Raw genomic sequence first — 17,361 nt, 5'->3', positions numbered from 1 at the left:
CGGAGTCAGCGGTACGACGAACGTCGGGATCCGACGGTTCTCAGGGTGCGGATGAGGAAGAGGATGTGGTCGGGGCGGACGCGGGGTCCGCCGAGGAGTCGGAACCAGGAACGAGCACGTCCGGGCCTCCCGTTGGCCCGGAGCGAGCGGAGTCCGGCCCGGTCTGGGCCGTCGACTCCTGGCCGGACGGGACCGATCCGGTCCCGGCCGGCGTGGCCGTGCCCGCCACACTGAGTACCGCCTCCACCGGGGCGGGGTCGGCGCGCACGGCGGCCGTCGAGTCCGCGAAGACCAGCCGGCCGTAGTCCAGCACCGCGATCCGGTCGGCGACCTCGATCGCGTGCTGGAGCTGTTGTTCGACGAGCAGGATGCACAACCCGGCCGCGGCGAGCCGGGTCACGAGTTCCCGGACCCGGGCCGCCAGGTCCGGCGCGAGCCCCTCGCCCGGTTCGTCGAGGAGCAGCACCCGGGGCTGGGTGAGCAGCGCCCGGGCGATGGCGAGCATCTGCTGTTCCCCACCGGAGAGCTGGTTGCCCCGGTGGCCCAACCGCTCGGCCAGCCGGGGCAGCAGTTCCAGCACCCCGGCGACCGTCCAGTTCGGACCGGAACGCGCCCCGGCACGGCGGCGCAGCGAGGCGGCCAGCGTCAGGTGCTCGGCCACGGTCAGCCGGGGAAACACCCGGCGTCCCTGCGGCACCAGGCCGACCCCGGCCCGGGCCACCCGGTACGCCGGCTTGCCGGCCAGGTCCGCGCCGTCGACCGAGACGATTCCCCGGTACGGCCGCAGCAGCCCGGCGACGGCGTGCACCAGGGTGCTCTTGCCGGCACCGTTGCGGCCGACCAGCGCCTGCACCGTGCCGGCCGGCACCTCGACGTCGACGTCGTGCAGCACGGTGCCGCCGTCGTAGCCGGCGTACAGGCCCTGCACCCGCAGCATCACCGCACCGCCTCGGCGTAGGCCCGCCGGACGGCGGGCGCGTTGCGGATCTCGGCCGGCTCGCCGCTGGCGACCAGCCGGCCGTCGTGCAACACGGTGACCGTGTCGGCCAGTGCGTACACCAGATCCAGCCGGTGCTCCACCAGCAGCACCGACACGTCCCGGGGCAGCTCCGCCAGCAACTCGGCCAGCCGGTGCACCTCCACACCGGAGAGTCCGGCGGCCGGCTCGTCGAGCAGCAGCAGGCGGGGACGGCCGGCCAGCGCCATCGCGATCTCCAACTGGCGCCGCTCGCCGTGGGACAGGTGCGCCGCCGTGGTCCACGCCGTGCCGGCCAGCCCGACCCGCTCCAGCAGGGCCATCGAGGGTTCACGCAACCGCCGCCGGAACCGGCTCCGGCTGCGTACCCCCCAGAACCCGCCGGCCTGGTGCCAGCCGGCGACCACGACGTTCTCCAGCGCGGTCAGCGACGGCCACACGGCCGGCCGCTGGTGGATCCGGCCGATCCCGATCCGGGCCCGGCGGGCCGGGCCGAGCCGGGTGATGTCCCGACCGGCGAAGCGGATCCGGCCGCCGTCGACCCGGGTGGCCCCGCCGACCAGGTCGAGCAGGGTGGTCTTGCCGGCACCGTTCGGTCCGATCAGGGCGTGCCGCTCGCCGTCGGCGACCCGCAGGTCCACCCGGTCCACCGCGACCAGCGAGCCGTACCGGCGGACCACCGCCTCGGCCGTCAGCAGCGCCGTCTCCGTCTGCGAAGATGCCATCTCTGCCGTCAGGTGTGCCGTCATCGCCGCTCCCCGCTCGACACGTGCGCGGCAGCGACCGGTTCGCCCCGGGACGGGCGGCCCTGGATTCCCGTCCCGGGGCGATCCCCCGGCCCGGTCCGGCCCCGCGAACGGGACCTGACAAGGTTGGCGAGGTCGGTCGAGAAACCGGCCACGCCACGGGGGAAGAGATAGGCGGTCAGCACGAAAAGGCCGCCGAGCAGCAGCGGGGCGTACCCGGGCAGCAGGCCGGAGAGCCAGTCCCGGACCGCGACCACCAGGGCGGTACCGACGATCGCGCCACCGATCGACGCCGCCCCACCGATCACCACGCCGAGCAGCAGCAGTGCGGAGACGTCGAAGCCGAAGTCGGCCGGCGAGACGTACTGCTGCGCGGTGATCAACAGGGAACCGGCGACCCCGGCCACCGCGCCGGCACCGACGAAGGTCACCGCCAGGTAGCCGGTGACCCGGTGTCCGGAGGCGCGGGTCCGGGCCTCGTCGTCCCGGCTGGCCCGCAACAGCAGCCCGGCCGGCGTCCGCAACAACATCACCATGGCCGCTATCACCACCCCGACCACGACCAGCGTGTACAGATAGCGTGCCCGGTCGCTGGCCAGCGGATCCATGCCCCAGACGGGCCGGATCGCCGGGATTCCGGCGAGCCCGTCGGTCCCTCCGGTGACCGAACTCCACCGACTGGCGGCGGTCACCGTCAGTTCACCGATGGCCAGGGTAATCATCAGGACGACGACGCCTCGGGCGTACACCACCAGTGGGACGGTGAGCAGGGCGAACAGCGCCCCGGCCAGCGCACCGGCGAGCACCTGCACCACGCCGACCGAGGAGACGTGCATCGCGACCAGGGCACTGGTGTACGCACCGGCGGCGTACGGACCGGTCTGGCCGAGCGTGGGCAGCCCGGCGAGACCGGTCAGCAGCGCCACGCTCACCCCGACCAGCCCCAGCACCAGGGTGCGGGCGAAGAGCGAGGTGGTGTAGGCGTCCACCGACCAGGGCACCGCGACAGCGGCGGCGAGCCCGCCGGCCAGCACGGCCCGGCCCAGCCAGCGCCGGGGGGCCGGGGTCACGGCGTGCTCCCCGGGCGGAGCCGCAGGAACCGACCGGGCAGCCCACGGGCCCGGACGGCGAGCACCAGGGCCATCGCCGCGAAGAGCAGGAACGGCGCGGCCGTCGGCGCCAGCGCGACGCCGAGGCTCTGGATCTCGCCGACCGCGAGGGCGGCCAGCAGAGTGCCCTGGACCGAGCCGAGGCCGCCGAGCACCACCACGACCAGGGAGAGCAGCAGCACGGTGTCGCCGGTGGTCGGTGCCGGCCCGATGATCGGTGCCCCGAGCACCCCGGCGGCACCGGCCAGCGCGCCGGCCGCGCCGAGCACGCCGAGCCGGATCCGGGCCGGGTTCACCCCGAGACAGGCGACCATGTCGGCGTCGTCGACCGCCGCCCGGACCAGCATCCCGGCCCGGGTCCGGGCCACCGCCAGCCAGAGCAGCACCGCGATCACCGCCGCGACCCCGATGAAGACCAGCCGGTACGCCGCGTAGCGGTGCCCGGCCAGCTCCACCGAACGGTCCAGCGCGGCGGGGATGCGCACCGGGAGGCTGTCCGGACCGAACGCGGTGACCAGCAGGGCACCCCCGCCGAGCGCGACCCCGAAGGTCAGCAGCGCCTGGGTCAGATGGTCCCGCCGGGCGACCGGCGCGAGCAGGCCCGCGAGCAGGCCCCCCGCGCCGGCCGCCGCCAGCGTCCCCACGCCCAGGGCGAGCAGGAGGCTGCCCCAGCCGCCGTCCAGCACCGCCGCGGCCAGGTACGCGCCGATCGCGTACAGCAGCCCGTGCGCCAGGTTGAGGATGTTCGCCACGCCGAAGCAGAACACCAGTCCGGATGCCGCGACGAAGAGCAGCAACCCGTAGGCGACGCCGTCCAGAGCCGGGATCAGGTACGGGTCGACCGGGCCGAGCAGCCGTGCCGATTGGACCATCATCCGCCCACGGTCGCCAGGTCACCGACGACGGTGTTGGACAGCGCCCGCCCGTCCTGCCGGACCTGCCGCAGGTACCACTTCTGCACCGGCGAGTGCGTCCGCTTCGAGAACTGCCAGGTGCCGCGCGGGCTGTCGATCTGGCCGAGCCCGGCGATCGCCTTGTTGATCTCCTCCGGGGTGGGGTTGTCGCCGGCCGCGCCGATCGCCTTGTCCAGCACCGCCGCCGCGTCATAGGAGGCCATCGCGTAGGTGGTCGGCGATCCGTCGTGGTCCTCCTTCCAGGCGGCCACGAAGGAGCGGTTCTCCGCGTTGTCCAGGTCGGGCGAGTAGTTGAGTACCGAGTAGATGTTCCGGGCCGCCTCGCCCTGGGCGTTCAGCACACCGCCCTCGGTGAGGAAGCCGGCGGCGTAGAGCGGCAGGTCCTTGATCTCCGACTGGGCGTACTGCTTCACGAAGTCCACCGCCGCGGTACCGGCGTAGAAGGTGAAGACCGCCTCGGCACCGGAGGCCTTGATCTGCGCGAAGTACGGCAGGAAGTTCGTGGTCTGCGGGAACGGCGTCCAGAGTGTCTTGCCGTCCGGGTTGGCGAGCTTGCCGCCGATCTCCTTGAAGGTGTCGGTGAAGCCGCGCAGCTCGTCCCAGCCGCCCTGGTAGTTCGGGCCGATCGCGAAGACCTCGCCCTTGACGTTGTCCCGGACGTACTCGGCGATCGCCGCGCCCGGCTCGTCGGAGAGGTAGGAGGTGAACCAGGACCGGGAGACGTCCTTCAGCGCCGGACTGGCGTTCGAGCCGACGAACGGGATCTTCGCCTCGGCGAGCACCGGGGCGACTCCGGCCACCGAGCCGCCACCGACGATGCCGGTGAGCGCCTGTACCCGGTCCTGTTTGATCAGCTTGGTCGCCGCGGGTACGGCGGTCTGCGCGCCGTTGCCCTCGTCGGCGACGATCAGGTCGACCTTGTGACCGCCAAGCTTGCCGTCGTGCATCCGCAGGTAGAGCTCGAAGCCGTCGCGCATCTCCGTGCCGACCGCCTCGTAGGTGCCGGAGAGCGAGGCGAGCAGGCCGATCTTTATCGTTCCCGGCGTGCCGCCGGCGTCGTCGCCGCTGTTGCAGGCGCCGCTGGCCACGGTCAACCCGAGGGCGAGCAGCACCCCGGTCAGGGCGCGACGCCGGCTCGTACCGGTGGGGAAAGGCATAACTTCTCCAGTCGAGGGGTGAGGAAGGTTGTGGGGAGGGTGTGGTCGTGGTGGTGCCCGCCCGGCCGACGCAGGCCGCCGGTGGCGCGGTGCCGGGCCGGTGACTCTGCCCGGCGACCGGTCGCGGCCGGGTCGGTTCGGGCACGTGCCCCCGAACCGGCACCGGACGACGGGTGCGCCGGCCGGCCAGTGCGCCGGAGGCCGTCAGCGTCCCTGCGCGACCGCGGCCCGGGCCGCCGGCGTCAGTACGTCTCCAATCCGGTTCGCCAGTTCCGTCATCTCGTAGGAGACCTTGCCGACGTCGCAGCTGGGCGCCGCGAGGACGAGCAGCGAGGCACCGTCGTTGAACGCCATCGAGAACATGAAGCCACCCTCCAGCTGGGTGACGTTGGAGATCACCGCGCCCGCCTCGAAGAACCCCGCGGCACCCCGGAGCAGGCTGACCAGGCCGCTGCCGGTGGCCGCGAGCTGGTCGGCCCGGTCCGGTGGCAGGTTCCGGGTGGACGCCACCATCAGGCCGTCGCTGGAGATGGCGATCGCATGGCTGACCTCCGGGGCCCGCTCGACGAAACTGTCCAGCATCCAGCCGAGATCTCGTTGGTTCACGTAGCACTCCCTGTCGCGTCGCTTGTCGCCGAGGCGTTCACCAGCTTGGGACGGCGGGCGGCCACGCCCCGGGCGTAGGCGGCCATCGCGTTGGCCACCTCGGCCGGGTCGCGGTGCTCCGAGACCGGCTGCTGTTCGGGTGGCGGGGCGACGCCGCCCGGCACCAGGTGCCGCTGCGGCTGACGGATCGGAAGCCCCGACGGGGTGGTCGCGGAGATGTCCGGGTTGACCAGCCCGGTAGCCGCTCGCCACCCCTCGTCACCCCGGGTCTGCCAGCCCGTGGCGGTGTAGCCGCCGTTGGCTCCGTCGGCCCCGTTGGCGGCACCGGCCGACGGCGTACCGGCCGGCTCGGGAGCGCCCCCCGCCGGGCTGCCCGCGCCGTTGCCCGTGGGTGTCCCGACCGGGGTGCCCGACCGGTCGGTGCGGAACCAGTTGTTGACCTGCTCGAAGATGACGAGTTCCTGGGTCGGATCGTCGCCCCGGCCGCTCCGCTGGGCCGGCGGTCGGAACACCGATCCGGCCGCCGGTAGCGCCCGGTCCGAGGCTTGCCGCCGAGCCGGGCCGTTCGGGGTGGCCGTCGCGGCGGCCGGTTCGGCGGTGCCGCGTACCCGGCTCTCCGGCATCGTCGACAGCCGGCCGGGCGCCAGCACCTGGGTCTCCGGCGGGACGGGGCGGATCAGCGTCGCCGGCAGCGAGATCTCGGCGATGGTGCCGAGCCTGGGACCGGGCCGTAGTTCGACGGCGACCCCGAGCCGGCCGGCGAGTTGGCCGACCACGACCAGACCCATCGCCCGGACCGCCGCCACGTCGGTGGCCGGTGGCCTGGCCAGCAGGTCGTTGAGTTGTGCCAGCCGTTGCAGCGAGAGCCCCACACCCTCGTCGCTGACCTGCACGATGACCCGGTCGCCGAGACTGCGTGCGGTCACCCAGGCCTCGGTCTCCGGCGGCGAGTAGCTGGTCGCGTTGTCCATCAGCTCGGCGAGCAGGTGCACCACCTCGTCGACCTTGTCGGCCGCCACCGCCACGTCCGGGTCGACGACGCCGATCCGGACCCGGGTGTAGTGCTCGATCTGCGACAGCGCCGCCTGGACGACCTTCTGCATCGGTACGTCCTCGTGGCGTACCCGTCCGACGCCCACCCCGCCGAGCACGAGGAGGCTCGCGTTGATCCGTCCCATCCGGGTGGCGAGGCTGTCCAGGGTGTAGAGCTGCTGTAGCCGCTCCGGGTCGGTCTCGTCCTGCTCGACCTTGTCCACCTGGGCCAGTACCGCGTCCACCAGGCGCTGCTCGCGGCGGCTGAGGTGGACGAAGATGTCGGCGGTGTTGGCCCGCATCACCGCCTGCTCGGCGGCGGTCCGGACGGCGGCCTGGTGCACGGCGGTGAACGCCTGCCCCACCTCTCCGATCTCGTCGTCGCTGGTCGCCTCCAGGGTGGACGCGGACGCGCGGGCGAGGGCCTCCGGATGGATGCCGGCGCTGTCGAGGCTGCGCAGTTCGGCGACCATCGCCGGCAGTTCGGTGTAGGCCACGGAGTGCGCCGCGTCCCGCAGCCGCCGCAGTCGTCGGGTGATCTGCCGGGCGACCGCCCAGGTGACCAGTACGGTCAGCAGCAGCGCGACCGCCATCGCGGCGCCCTCGACAACGGCCCGCCAGCGCTGCTCCACCCGGGCCGCGTCCACCCTGGCCAGCACGGCGGCATCGACCCGCTGCTGCACCTCGAACAGCCGCGCGGCCCAGCCCTGGGTGGCACCGATCCAGGCGTTGGTTCCCACCTCCAGCGGGGCGCCGATCTCGGCCCGGGAGACCTGGTCCTGGAGGCGTTGCAGGGTGAGCGCCTCCTTGCCGCTGCCTGCCTGTTCCCACCACACCTGCCACTGCCCGGGGGCGAGGCCGAGGAAGGCCTGGCTGGCTTCGGTGAAGCCGGTCCGGGCGGCGGTGATGTCCTGCTGCATCGCCGGGGCGAGTTGGCCGGCGGCGATGGCCCGCAGTACCGCGACCTGTTGCTGGCCGAGCGCCTCCGCGGTCTTGGACAGCGCGGCGGCGGCCCGGATCCCGTCCGCGACCTCGGCCGAGGCGACGCCCTGGGCGATCGACTCCCGGTACGCGAGCAGGTCGGCGATGATGATCCGATAGCTGAACGTGGTGGCCGAGACGGCGGCGTGCGCGGCGGTCCGCACCTGGGTGCGCAGCGGCGCCAAACCGGCCAGGGTGTTGTCGATCCGGGACAGTACGCTGGCCGGTCCGGCGTCCACCCCGGGAGCGAGCGCACGTTGCCGCTGGTAGCGCGCGACGATCTCGTCGGTGGCGGCGGACTGCCGAGCATAGGTGTCCTGCTGGCGGTCGGTGGCGCCGGTCAACAGGTCGGCCGCGGCCGCCCGTTCCCGCTGGAGCTGGTAGGCCAGCCGGCCGGCTTCGGCGCCCAGTTGGGTCAGTACGCCGAGGTCGCTGGCCTGCCCGGCCCGCCGGACGCTGTCCGCCAGGGCGAGTCCGGCGAACCCGACGACCGCCACCAGCGGCGCGGCCACGATGATGCGCATCCGGGAGGCGATCTTCCAGCCGCGTCGGCGTACGGGCTGGGGTCGGGCCGCGTGGGATCGGGTGGTCGAGGCCAAGACTGACTCCCACGGCTCGTCATCGAGGAGATTTGCATCTTGCAGTTAGCAAGTCCCATTGCGCCGGACCGGCGGGGCGGACAACAGGGTTAACGGTGGTACAAACAGCTCGTACCACTATCTGTACCCACCGCCGAACAGGGAGTTACTTCCGCAGGCAGCGATATCCGGGAGGCCGATCGACACCCTCCGCCGACCGACCTCACTGCTGTTTCACGACTCAGTCTGGGTGCGCGGGGCTCAGCGCCGGCGACGCAGGGCGCCGACCCGGTCTCGCCGGTGGGACTCGACATAGGGCCGACGGACCTCGCCGGCCGGCCGACGCGCGCCGGCCGCCGGCTGCCGGGGCTCCTCCACCGAGGGGGGCGGCTCCAGGTCGCCGTCGCGGACCGTCGGATCGTCCGCGGGACCCGCGTCGTCCTCGTGCCACCGGTGCAGCTGCGTCGCGAGCCGGTGCGCCTCCTCGGTGAGCCGGTGCGCCTCCGCCGGGCGCCGGTCGGACTCCGCCGGGAAGTGGACCCGCAGCATCTGGTCGATCAGGTCCCGCAGTTCGTCGATCGCCTCCACCACGGACTGTCGCTCCCCGAGGGTGGCCGGCTGCTGGTCGGCATCGGGGCCGGTCGGGGCCGCACGTCCGGCCGCGGCGCCGCGTGGCCCGCGCCGCCCGTCCGCGGCGATCTGCTCGACCGCCACCTGTGGCCAGAGCGCGGCGAGCAGGCCCCCGGTCCCGAGTACGTCGTCACAGCGCACGGCGAGCTCCTGGCTGCCGTAGCGGCGACCCGCCTCCACCGCCGCCACAGTTTCCCGACTGAACCGCACACGGTCGGCGAGAGCGCGCTGGGTCAGCCCCTTACGGGTACGCCAGCGACGCAGTTCGCGCTGGAACTGTCGGGTGGCCATCGATTCTGCGGTACCTGACGACGCAGCGTCCATTTGCTCACCTTCGTTGGTCAGCGATCCGATTCTCGCACCAGATCATGAGACGCACTGAAAAGATCATGACCCGGCATTTGCCGGGGCCAATTCTCACCTGGGGAGCGACGGGTGTGAAGGCTTACGCGCCCCTCGTCGTTGACGGTGAGTGAAAAACCTCGCACGCCGATCTACTTGACGGTAGCCAAATGATCTACAAAGGAGACGGACGCCGCCGGTTGCCCGGATTCATCCCATCCGCCGCGAGCGACGAATGGCGACACTCCGCAATCATCGGTCGGAGATCGAAGGCCCCCGAGCGTCCGCCTACACGACGACCGCCATCGATGCTTGGCCGTTCACTGACAGAACGTGATCCCCGACCCTCCAGTGCCGCCGCCCCGGTCGTTCGGACACCGACATCCCCGATCCCGCGATCATCGCCGAACAACAGCGGCGCCGTTGCCGGGATGGGCGGCGAATCTGCCGGTCCGCCCGGGATCGGCTAGGCGGCCCGGGCGCCGAGCGGGTCGGGTGGATCTTCCCGCCGTTCCCTCGGCGCACTGCCGATATCGATGACGGCGGGCAGCGCCTGATGCGCACGGAACGCGACATTCGGTTTGTAGGCACTTACGTGACCGGGGACCAGGCGCAAGCCGGGAATTGCCTCCGCGAGCCGCACGAGCGCGATCCGGGCCTCCAGGCGGGCGAGTGCGGCACCGATGCAGAAATGCGGACCGTAACCGAAGGAGAGATGCTCCCTGACGTCGTCCCGGTCCGGATCGAACCGATCCGGACCGGTGAACGTCGCCGGGTCGCGGTTGGCGGCTCCGATGAGGAGCAGGCACCGTTGCCCGGCCGGGATGGTGACGCCGCCGACGGTGACCGGCCGCAGGGTCACCCGCAGCCAACCGTCGATGGCCGGGCCGAACCGCAGCGCCTCCTCCAGGAAGGCCTGGACACTGCCCGGGTCGTCGGCGATCCGCTCCCACCGACCCGGTGTGGACAGCGCCTGTTCCAGGCCGTGCGCGAGAAGTCCGGCGGTGGTCTCGTGACCGGCGACGAGGAGGTTGAACGCCATGCTGGCGACCTCGGCGACGGTGAGGACCCCGTCGTCGCCGTCGCGGTAGCGCAGGGCCCGGGAGACGAAGTCGTCGCCGTCGAGGTCACCGGCGGCCCGCTGGTCGACCAGGTCCTGGCAGTAGTGCCAGAAGTCGAGCAGCCCCTGGGCCAGGCGTACCTGCTCGGCGGGGTCGGGCCGGCCCCAGACCAGGGCGATCTGCCCGTCGGCCCACTGCCGGATCCGCGCGGTGTCCCGATCGGGTACGCCGAGGATGTCCAGCACCACCAGCAGTGGCAGCAGGGCGGTGAACTCGCCGATCAGGTCGACGACCTCGCCCCGGCGGGCGACGATGGCGTCGACGAGTTCGTCGACCCGGCGCCGCACGAGCGGCCCGTACTGGGCGGCGACCCGGGGGGCGGTGTTGGCGAAGGTGGCCCGCAACGCCCGCCGGGTGCGGGTGTGCACCGGGGAGTCCGCCGCGGCCGTGGTCGGCGGAGCGTCGAGCCGCATCACGATCGCGAGGGCCTCGGGACACATCTCGTACACCGGCGCCAATGTGAGCGCGTTACCGAAACTGTCCGCGTCGCCGAACGCCTGCCGGACGTGCTCGTGCCGAGTGATCAACCACATGCCCAGATCCTCGGCGTAGTGCACGCTCTCGGGACGGTCCAGCAGATCCCGCCACACCCTGGCCGGGTCGGTCAGATAGTAACCAGCGAACGGGCTGAGTTCCATGGCCGCCTCCTGGCCCATGATCGGGCGCTGTCGCAGGGGTTTCGATGACAGGGTTCCGATGGCAATACTTCGTCCACCGGAATGGGTTGCCCCGCAACTTCCAACGACATCTGGGAACCTCACGATGCGCTGTGGCAGACGGTAAGTCAAGGCATTGGTTTGTGCCATTGTATTGACGCTCGGTCGACGCGCCGGTGGCGCCGGGTCGGAAGCGGACCGGCCGCCGGGAGTGCAAGTTGCGGGAGGCACCTTGCTTCCTGGGCGAACCCGCACCGGCCGGACGTCACCCGGAGTCACCGGATCCGGCGGATCCGCGCCCTGCACCCCCTCTCGCCGGCGGCCGCCGCCGGTCCGGCACGCGGCCCGTCAAGGGGCCGGACCATTGCGATGAAACAGCTCATCCTGAGCGATCGTTTGGGTAGATTCTCGACAATGCCCAATCGAGACAGTCACTCGCCTCGACGACCCGTCAAGAGGTTCACGTTCTGCGAGACAATGGTGGACGGCCACCGCCAACCCGGACGGGGGCGCACCGGAACATCAGGTTCGCGATGAATCTGCACGGCTACGGCGGCTACCTCGGGTGGCCGCCGGGGAACGGCGCGGGCGGGTCAGCTCGTCGAGCGGAGCCGGCGGCCCGAGCCGTCCGCCAGCATCGCCGCGACCAACTCCTCCCGGGCCCGGGCCACCCGGGACCGGATGGTGCCGACCGGGCAGTCACAGACCTCGGCCGCCTCGGCATAGCTGAGCCCGGCGATCTGGGTGGCGACGAACGCCTCCCGCCGGTCCGGCGGCAGGTCCGCCAGCAGCCGGTTGAGTTCCACGGCACCCTCGAAGCCGGTGCTCCCCCGGGCCAGCGCGGCGTCGGCGGCGAGTTGCCAGTCCGGCAGTGACGCGATCCGGGGACGACGCATCGCCGTCCGGATGTGGTCGGCGCAGGCCCGCCGGGCGATCGAGAGCAGCCACGTCCTCGCAGACGACCTGGCCGCGAAGCGGGGCAGCGCGCGCATCGCCCTCAGGTAGGTCTCCTGGGCCAGGTCCTCCTCCTCACCGGCACCCACCAGGTGGGAGACGAACCGCCGCACATCGTGCTGGGTCGCCTGGATGAATGCCGCCGCGGCCGAGCGGTCGCCGGCCTTGGCAGCCAACGCCAGCCTGGTGATCTCGTCGCTGTCGACGCCGGAGGGACGCATGCCCCAAAGCTACCGGCAACGACAGTCGCCGCCGATACCCCCGGTCGGCATCTGATCGCCTTGCGCGTTGATCATGGAGATCCGGAAGGGTCGACCCGGCCCGGTCGCGCCGGTCAGCGGCAGAATGCTTACCCCGGAGGGAACCGTCGGCCGGTCAGAGCCGACTATGGGTGTGTGGGGTGCGAAGAGTATCGAGAAGCCCTGTCGGCCCGGCTGGACGGCGAGGAGCACCCGGCCGAGCGGGCCGGGCTGGACCGTCATCTCGCCGGCTGTGCCCGGTGCCGGAGTTGGCTGGAGAGCGCGACGGCACTGAACAGGCTGGCCCGGACCAGTGTCGTCGGGCCGCCGCTGGAGATCGACGATCGGATCCTCGCCGCCGCGCCCGGGCCGGCTCGCCCGGTAGCCCGGCTGGCCGGAGCGCTCCGGGTCGCGCTCGGCGTGGTCGGGGTCGCCCAGTTCCTGCTCGGCGCGGCGCAGATCGCCGGCATCGGCGACGCCGGGCACCGGCACGGCTTCCAGGCGGTGTTCGGCGGCGGGCCCGACCACCTGTGGCACGAGTCGGCCGCCTGGAACGTCGCGCTCGGCGCCGGTTTCGCCTGGATCGCGCTTCGCCGTACCCGGCCGGTGGGGTTGGTGCCCACGCTGACCGCGTTCGTCGCCGTCCTGACCCTGCTCTCCGTCAACGATGCGATCGCCGGCCGGGTCGACCCCAGCCGGATCCTCAGTCACGGGCTGATCCTCGCCGGCTATCTGATCATCCTCGGTCTGTCCCGTCCGACCATCGACTCGGGCGAGCCGCCGCCCCGGTACGGCGGGCGAACCCGGCCGGGCTGGCGGGCGAGGTTCGACGAGGAGCCGGAGCCGGCGCCGCCGCGCCTCCGGCTGGTCCGCCCCAATACGGCGCGGGCCCGCACCCACCACCGGGCGGCCTGACCGCCCCCTGCCCAGGCCGTGCACTGGCCTGCGGCCGCGCCGAAACAACCGGCTCGCCGGAACGGGCAATGGACCCGGCCGACGCATTGACATTATTAGTTAACTTTCCTAATCTCAGCAACTCAACGACGTCTATCCGATCCCGCTTCACCGGTACCGCGCCGGCCCCTCGCCGCCGTGCCGCCGCGGCTCCACCCCCACCGGGTCGGATCGAGCCGCTGAGGTGCCTGCGACAGAAGGGAACGTCGATGTCACGCATCCTGAGCGCCAACCCGGACAACCCGCCGGGACGCCGCTCCGGCGTCCGGTCCAGGTGGTGCACCGCAGCGCTCGCGATCGCCACCGCCGCGACCGGCACCGCCGTCGCACTCGCGCCGCTCTCCCCCGCCGAGGCCGTGGTCCTGCCCAACAACTTCAAGAGCGTCGGCTACCTGCCGAGCTGGGCCGGTGACGTCAACGCCGTCCAGTACACCAAGCTGACCCACATCAACTACGCCTTCGTACTGCCGAACCCGAACGGGACGCTGCGGGCCGTGGAGAACCCGGGCAAGCTCTCCTCGCTGGTGTCACGGGCGCACAGCAGCAACGTCAAGGTGTCCATCGCGATCGGCGGCTGGAACAACGGGGACGACTCGGCGTTCGAGGCGCTCGCCGGCAACGCCTCCAGCCGCACCACGTTCGTGAACAGCGTGCTCGGCTTCGTGTCGCAGTACAACCTGGACGGTGTCGACATGGACTGGGAGTACCCGGACCCCGGCACCTCGGCGAACAACTTCACGGCACTCATGCGGCAGCTCAGCGAAGCGCTGCGCAGCCGGGGGAAGCTGCTCACCGCCGCCGTCGTCTCCGAGGGCGGTACCGTCACCGGGGTGCAGCCGGCCGTCTTCGGCTACGTCGACTGGCTGAACATCATGGCGTACGACGGCGGCAGCCCGCACGCCAACTACGACTGGTCGGTCAACGCCGTGAACGGCTGGAAGTCGCGCGGGCTGCCGGCCGCAAAGGCGGTGCTCGGCGTACCCTTCTACAGCCGGCCCGGCTACTACACCTACTCCGCGCTGGTCGCGATGGACCCGGCCAACGCCAACCGGGACTGCACCACGGCCGGCGGGGCACAGCAGTGCTACAACGGCATCCCGACGGTGAAGCGCAAGACCCAGTGGGCGATGGCCAACGCCGGCGGGATGATGAACTGGGAGCTGTCCCAGGACACCAACAACACGACATCGCTGGTCAGTGCCATCTACGACACGGTGCTGGGCGGCGGCACGCCACCGGGCGGCCGGACCGGCCAGATCACCGGCATCGGTGGCAAATGCGTCGACGTCGCGGCGGCCTCCACCGCGAACGGCACGGCGATCCAGCTCTACACCTGCAACGGCACCGACGCCCAACGCTGGACGGTCGGCACCGACGGCACCCTGCGGGCGCTCGGCAAGTGCGCCGACGTCACCGCCGCCGCGACCGGCAACGGAGCCAAGGTGCAGCTCTACGACTGCAACGGCACCGGCGCGCAGGCCTGGCAGGCGCAGGCCAACGGCACCCTGCGCAACCCGGCCTCGAACCGGTGCCTGGACGCCACCGACAACAGCTCGGCGGACGGCACCCGGCTTCAGATCTGGGACTGCTTCGGCGGCGCCAACCAGGTCTGGCGGCTTCCGGCCTGATCCCGGCCCGCGTCCGGCCCGGTCGCCCCGAGCGGCCGGGCCGGCGGCTGCGTACGGTCGCCGACGTTCGACCGTCAGCCGTTGCAAGGACACATGGACGTCCTGCCGCCTTGAGCCGAAACCCTATCTTCACCGCCAGACGTTGACCGCCAGCCGGCCGGTGGTGCCCAGGTCGATCCCGCCACGCGGCGCGACGAGTTGGGCCGGCGCCTCAGGCCCGGGAGCGATCTCCAGGTAGCTCGCGTTCGTCGCTTGCTCGGTCGACTCGGTGACGGTGTTCCGCCAGAGCACCCGGGCCCGCGCCGACTCGCCCGGGTCCAGCACCACCGGGCGCGGTGGCACGTCGTAGCTGTCCGGGCTGCTCACCGGCGCCGACCCGTTGCCGACCGTGACGTCGAGCGCCCGCCGCTCCTGGTCCAGCACCCGCACCACCGGATAGCCGTCGAGCCGGTAAGGTGCCGCGCCGCAGTTTCGCAGCTCGATCCCGAGCGCCCGCAGGCCGAGCGCGGCTTCCACCTCGCCGGCGGTGATCAGGAAGCCGTCGGGACACTCGGCGGCGGTCGGGGACGGATCGCCGGTCAGGGTCGGCTCCGGGATCGGCGGCCGGTTCGGGGTACCGCACCCGACGAGAAGCACGGCCGCCCCGAGCAGGGTGCCGAGCCGGCGGGTCCACCCGAGCGGGAACGGCGGCCGAGACTCGCCGCGGCGGGGCATGCCCGTGCTGGCGCCGAGGACGCGGGTCATATGATCATCCCCTTCAGTCCCGTCGAGCACGCCACCGGCCTGTCGGCGGTACGGACCCGCCGCGAGCAGGCACGATATCAGTACCGACCCCCCGGCCGGCCGGGAACGTCACCGCCGGCGGCTCGCGTATCGCCGGCGGGATCCCGAATCTGGATCTCGATGGGCATGATGGCGGTTGGTTGACGCCGGACGGGGACTCCGGGGGAAGGGACGACATGACATCCGCGAGAACGGAGCCGGAAGCCGTGCCCCACGAACAGGGCCTGATCCGCAATCCGGTGCTGCCCGGTTTCCATCCGGATCCCTGCATCCTGCGGGTCGGTACCGACTACTACATCGCCACCTCGACCTTCGAGTGGTATCCCGGGGTACGCCTGCACCACTCCACCGACCTGGTGCACTGGCGCCCGCTCGGCGGGATCCTCACCGAGCGCCGGCTGCTCGACCTCGGCGGTGCCGGCGACTCGGCCGGGGTCTGGGCCCCCGACCTGAGTTACCGGGCCGGCGTGTTCTATCTCGTCTTCACCGACGTGTCGAGCTTCGCCGGCGGCTACTGGGACTCACAGAACTACCTGACCACCGCCACCGACCTCGCCGGGCCGTGGTCCGACCCGGTGGCGTTGCACGCGCGTGGCTTCGATCCGTCGATGTTCCACGACGAGGACGGCAGTAGCTGGCTGCTCACCATGGCCGCGGACTGGCGCCCCGGGCGGAACCGGTTCGCCGGCATTCAACTCCAGCGGTACGACCGGGCGGCCGGCCGGCTCGTCGGCGAGGAGCGGACGATCTTCGAGGGGACCGCCGCGGGGCTGACCGAGGCGCCGCGGGTCTACCGCAGGGACGGCTGGTACTACCTGATCACCGCCGAGGGCGGCACCAGCTGGCCGCATCAGGTCACCGTCGCCCGGTCACGGGCGTTGACCGGTCCCTACGAGGTGGCGCCGGGCGGGCCGATGCTCACCTCCGCCGGCCGCCCCGACCTCGCGCTGCAGAAGGCCGGGCACGGCAGCCTGGTCTGCACGCCGGACGGGCAGTGGTTCATGGCCCACCTGGCGGCCCGGCCGTACTCCCCGCTGGGCCGGTGCGTGCTCGGCCGGGAGACCGCGATCCAGGCGGTGACCTGGGACGAGGCGGGTTGGCCACGGATCGACGGCGGCGTTCCGGCCGAGACGGTGCCCGCACCGCCCGCTGCCCCGAGCGCCGGACGACCCCCGGCGGGGACGACCGGGGACCACCGGCAGGGGTACGCCGCACACGACGACTTCGACGATCCGGTACTCGGACCGGACTGGTCGACCCTGCGCCGCCCGGCCACCCACGACTGGGTACGGCTCGACGCCCGGCGATCGCACCTGCGGGTCTACGGCGGGCAGTCCCCGGTGGGCCGGCAGCGGCCGAGCCTGGTCGCCCGCCGGGTGACCGCCACACACTGCGTCCTCGACACCACCATGGAGTTCCGGCCGCGCACCTTCCGGCAGCTCGCCGGCATCACGGCGTACTACAACACCGGCAACTGGCACTACCTGCACATGACGGCGGACGACGACGGCCGGCGGGTGCTGGACGTGCTCACCTGCGACAGCGGTCGGCTGGTCGAGCACCCCGGCTGCCGGGTCGACGTCGCCGGGGTGGACCGGGTACGCCTGCGGGTCCGCCTCGACGGCCCACTGGTCAGGTTCGGCTACTCGGTCGACTCCACATCGGAGGGTGCTGCGCCGTCGGCCGACGGGTGGCACGAGTTTCCGGTCGACCTCGACGCGACCATCCTCTCCGACGAGTACACGTCGCGGAGCACCGGCGACGGCGAGCCGGAGGCGTGGGGTTTCACCGGCGCCTTCGTCGGGCTCTGGGTGCAGGACCTGGGCGCCGAAGGGGCGTACGCCGACTTCGACGCGGCGACGTACCGGACTGTCGAGCCTGGCTGATCCGGCCGACCCCCGGGGCGCCCGGGCGGCCCTCGTCCGATGGCCACGGGTACCGGGAACCGGTGCCCG

The 17,361-nt window shown here is 72.3% G+C and carries 14 protein-coding genes; 3 read left to right on the top strand and 11 right to left on the bottom strand.

What is annotated here, in order from left to right:
- Nucleotides 1-40: 40 nt before the first annotated feature.
- From ABNF97_RS02245 to ABNF97_RS02200, 10 genes are all read right to left on the bottom strand, one after another.
- Nucleotides 41-937 carry an ABC transporter ATP-binding protein gene (locus ABNF97_RS02245; RefSeq protein WP_349337477.1) on the bottom strand — a complete coding sequence of 299 codons (897 nt, stop codon included), beginning with the start codon at nt 935-937 and terminating at the stop codon, nt 41-43.
- Nucleotides 937-1,725, bottom strand: coding sequence for an ABC transporter ATP-binding protein (locus ABNF97_RS02240; protein ID WP_349337476.1), 789 nt, complete (start codon nt 1,723-1,725; stop codon nt 937-939). Before ABNF97_RS02240 ends, ABNF97_RS02245 begins: the two co-directional genes overlap by 1 nt.
- Entirely contained in the window at nt 1,722-2,792 is a 1,071-nt protein-coding gene (locus ABNF97_RS02235) for a branched-chain amino acid ABC transporter permease (RefSeq protein ID WP_349337475.1), read from the bottom strand. Before ABNF97_RS02235 ends, ABNF97_RS02240 begins: the two co-directional genes overlap by 4 nt.
- A complete protein-coding gene (locus ABNF97_RS02230; RefSeq protein WP_349337474.1) occupies nt 2,789-3,706 on the bottom strand; it encodes a branched-chain amino acid ABC transporter permease in 918 nt (305 codons plus the stop codon). The genes ABNF97_RS02235 and ABNF97_RS02230 overlap by 4 nt, the downstream gene beginning before the upstream one ends.
- Nucleotides 3,703-4,902 (bottom strand): ABC transporter substrate-binding protein, encoded by a 1,200-nt coding sequence (locus ABNF97_RS02225; RefSeq protein WP_130462843.1) that lies wholly within the window; start codon nt 4,900-4,902, stop codon nt 3,703-3,705. Before ABNF97_RS02225 ends, ABNF97_RS02230 begins: the two co-directional genes overlap by 4 nt.
- A 204-nt stretch (nt 4,903-5,106) precedes the next feature.
- A complete protein-coding gene (locus ABNF97_RS02220; protein WP_130465975.1) occupies nt 5,107-5,484 on the bottom strand; it encodes a roadblock/LC7 domain-containing protein in 378 nt (125 codons plus the stop codon).
- Nucleotides 5,485-5,504: 20 nt separating this feature from the next.
- Nucleotides 5,505-8,045 carry a nitrate- and nitrite sensing domain-containing protein gene (locus ABNF97_RS02215; RefSeq protein WP_130462842.1) on the bottom strand — a complete coding sequence of 847 codons (2,541 nt, stop codon included), beginning with the start codon at nt 8,043-8,045 and terminating at the stop codon, nt 5,505-5,507.
- A 315-nt stretch (nt 8,046-8,360) separates the two neighbouring features.
- Entirely contained in the window at nt 8,361-9,020 is a 660-nt protein-coding gene (locus tag ABNF97_RS02210; protein ID WP_165436717.1) for a helix-turn-helix domain-containing protein, read from the bottom strand.
- Nucleotides 9,021-9,537: 517 nt separating this feature from the next.
- Entirely contained in the window at nt 9,538-10,830 is a 1,293-nt protein-coding gene (locus ABNF97_RS02205) for a cytochrome P450 (protein ID WP_130462840.1), read from the bottom strand.
- Nucleotides 10,831-11,441: 611 nt separating this feature from the next.
- A complete protein-coding gene (locus tag ABNF97_RS02200) occupies nt 11,442-12,023 on the bottom strand; it encodes a sigma-70 family RNA polymerase sigma factor (RefSeq protein ID WP_130462839.1) in 582 nt (193 codons plus the stop codon).
- A 174-nt stretch (nt 12,024-12,197) separates the two neighbouring features.
- Here ABNF97_RS02200 and ABNF97_RS02195 point away from each other — a divergent pair, with 174 nt between their 5' ends.
- Nucleotides 12,198-12,956, top strand: coding sequence for a zf-HC2 domain-containing protein (locus tag ABNF97_RS02195; protein ID WP_130462838.1), 759 nt, complete (start codon nt 12,198-12,200; stop codon nt 12,954-12,956).
- Between the two features lie 248 nt (nt 12,957-13,204).
- Entirely contained in the window at nt 13,205-14,623 is a 1,419-nt protein-coding gene (locus ABNF97_RS02190; RefSeq protein ID WP_349337473.1) for a glycosyl hydrolase family 18 protein, read from the top strand.
- A 129-nt stretch (nt 14,624-14,752) separates the two neighbouring features.
- Here the strand turns inward: ABNF97_RS02190 and ABNF97_RS02185 are convergent, their stop codons facing one another.
- Nucleotides 14,753-15,367 (bottom strand): DUF4232 domain-containing protein, encoded by a 615-nt coding sequence (locus tag ABNF97_RS02185; RefSeq protein WP_349337472.1) that lies wholly within the window; start codon nt 15,365-15,367, stop codon nt 14,753-14,755.
- A 245-nt stretch (nt 15,368-15,612) separates the two neighbouring features.
- Here ABNF97_RS02185 and ABNF97_RS02180 point away from each other — a divergent pair, with 245 nt between their 5' ends.
- Complete coding sequence (locus ABNF97_RS02180; RefSeq protein WP_349337471.1) at nt 15,613-17,292, top strand: glycoside hydrolase family 43 protein; 1,680 nt, start codon at nt 15,613-15,615, stop codon at nt 17,290-17,292.
- The last annotated feature ends 69 nt before the right edge of the window (nt 17,293-17,361 follow it).

The organism is Plantactinospora sp. B6F1, assembly GCF_040120695.1.
In the GTDB taxonomy this organism is placed as follows: domain Bacteria; phylum Actinomycetota; class Actinomycetes; order Mycobacteriales; family Micromonosporaceae; genus Plantactinospora.
The sequence above is the reverse complement of the archived record's forward strand: the minus strand, read 5'-3'. Positions and strand labels throughout refer to the sequence as shown.

What these genes read in the sequence shown, in the direction of transcription:
- ABNF97_RS02210 (WP_165436717.1), bottom strand. Translation starts at nt 9,020, where the DNA reads ATGGCCACCCGACAGTTCCAGCGCGAACTGCGTCGCTGGCGTACCCGT.
- ABNF97_RS02185 (WP_349337472.1), bottom strand. Translation starts at nt 15,367, where the DNA reads ATGACCCGCGTCCTCGGCGCCAGCACGGGCATGCCCCGCCGCGGCGAG.
- ABNF97_RS02220 (WP_130465975.1), bottom strand. Translation starts at nt 5,484, where the DNA reads ATGCTGGACAGTTTCGTCGAGCGGGCCCCGGAGGTCAGCCATGCGATC.
- ABNF97_RS02230 (WP_349337474.1), bottom strand. Translation starts at nt 3,706, where the DNA reads ATGATGGTCCAATCGGCACGGCTGCTCGGCCCGGTCGACCCGTACCTG.
- ABNF97_RS02215 (WP_130462842.1), bottom strand. Translation starts at nt 8,045, where the DNA reads ATGCGCATCATCGTGGCCGCGCCGCTGGTGGCGGTCGTCGGGTTCGCC.
- ABNF97_RS02240 (WP_349337476.1), bottom strand. Translation starts at nt 1,725, where the DNA reads ATGACGGCACACCTGACGGCAGAGATGGCATCTTCGCAGACGGAGACG.
- ABNF97_RS02205 (WP_130462840.1), bottom strand. Translation starts at nt 10,830, where the DNA reads ATGGAACTCAGCCCGTTCGCTGGTTACTATCTGACCGACCCGGCCAGG.
- ABNF97_RS02225 (WP_130462843.1), bottom strand. Translation starts at nt 4,902, where the DNA reads ATGCCTTTCCCCACCGGTACGAGCCGGCGTCGCGCCCTGACCGGGGTG.
- ABNF97_RS02245 (WP_349337477.1), bottom strand. Translation starts at nt 937, where the DNA reads ATGCTGCGGGTGCAGGGCCTGTACGCCGGCTACGACGGCGGCACCGTG.
- ABNF97_RS02200 (WP_130462839.1), bottom strand. Translation starts at nt 12,023, where the DNA reads ATGCGTCCCTCCGGCGTCGACAGCGACGAGATCACCAGGCTGGCGTTG.
- ABNF97_RS02190 (WP_349337473.1), top strand. Translation starts at nt 13,205, where the DNA reads ATGTCACGCATCCTGAGCGCCAACCCGGACAACCCGCCGGGACGCCGC.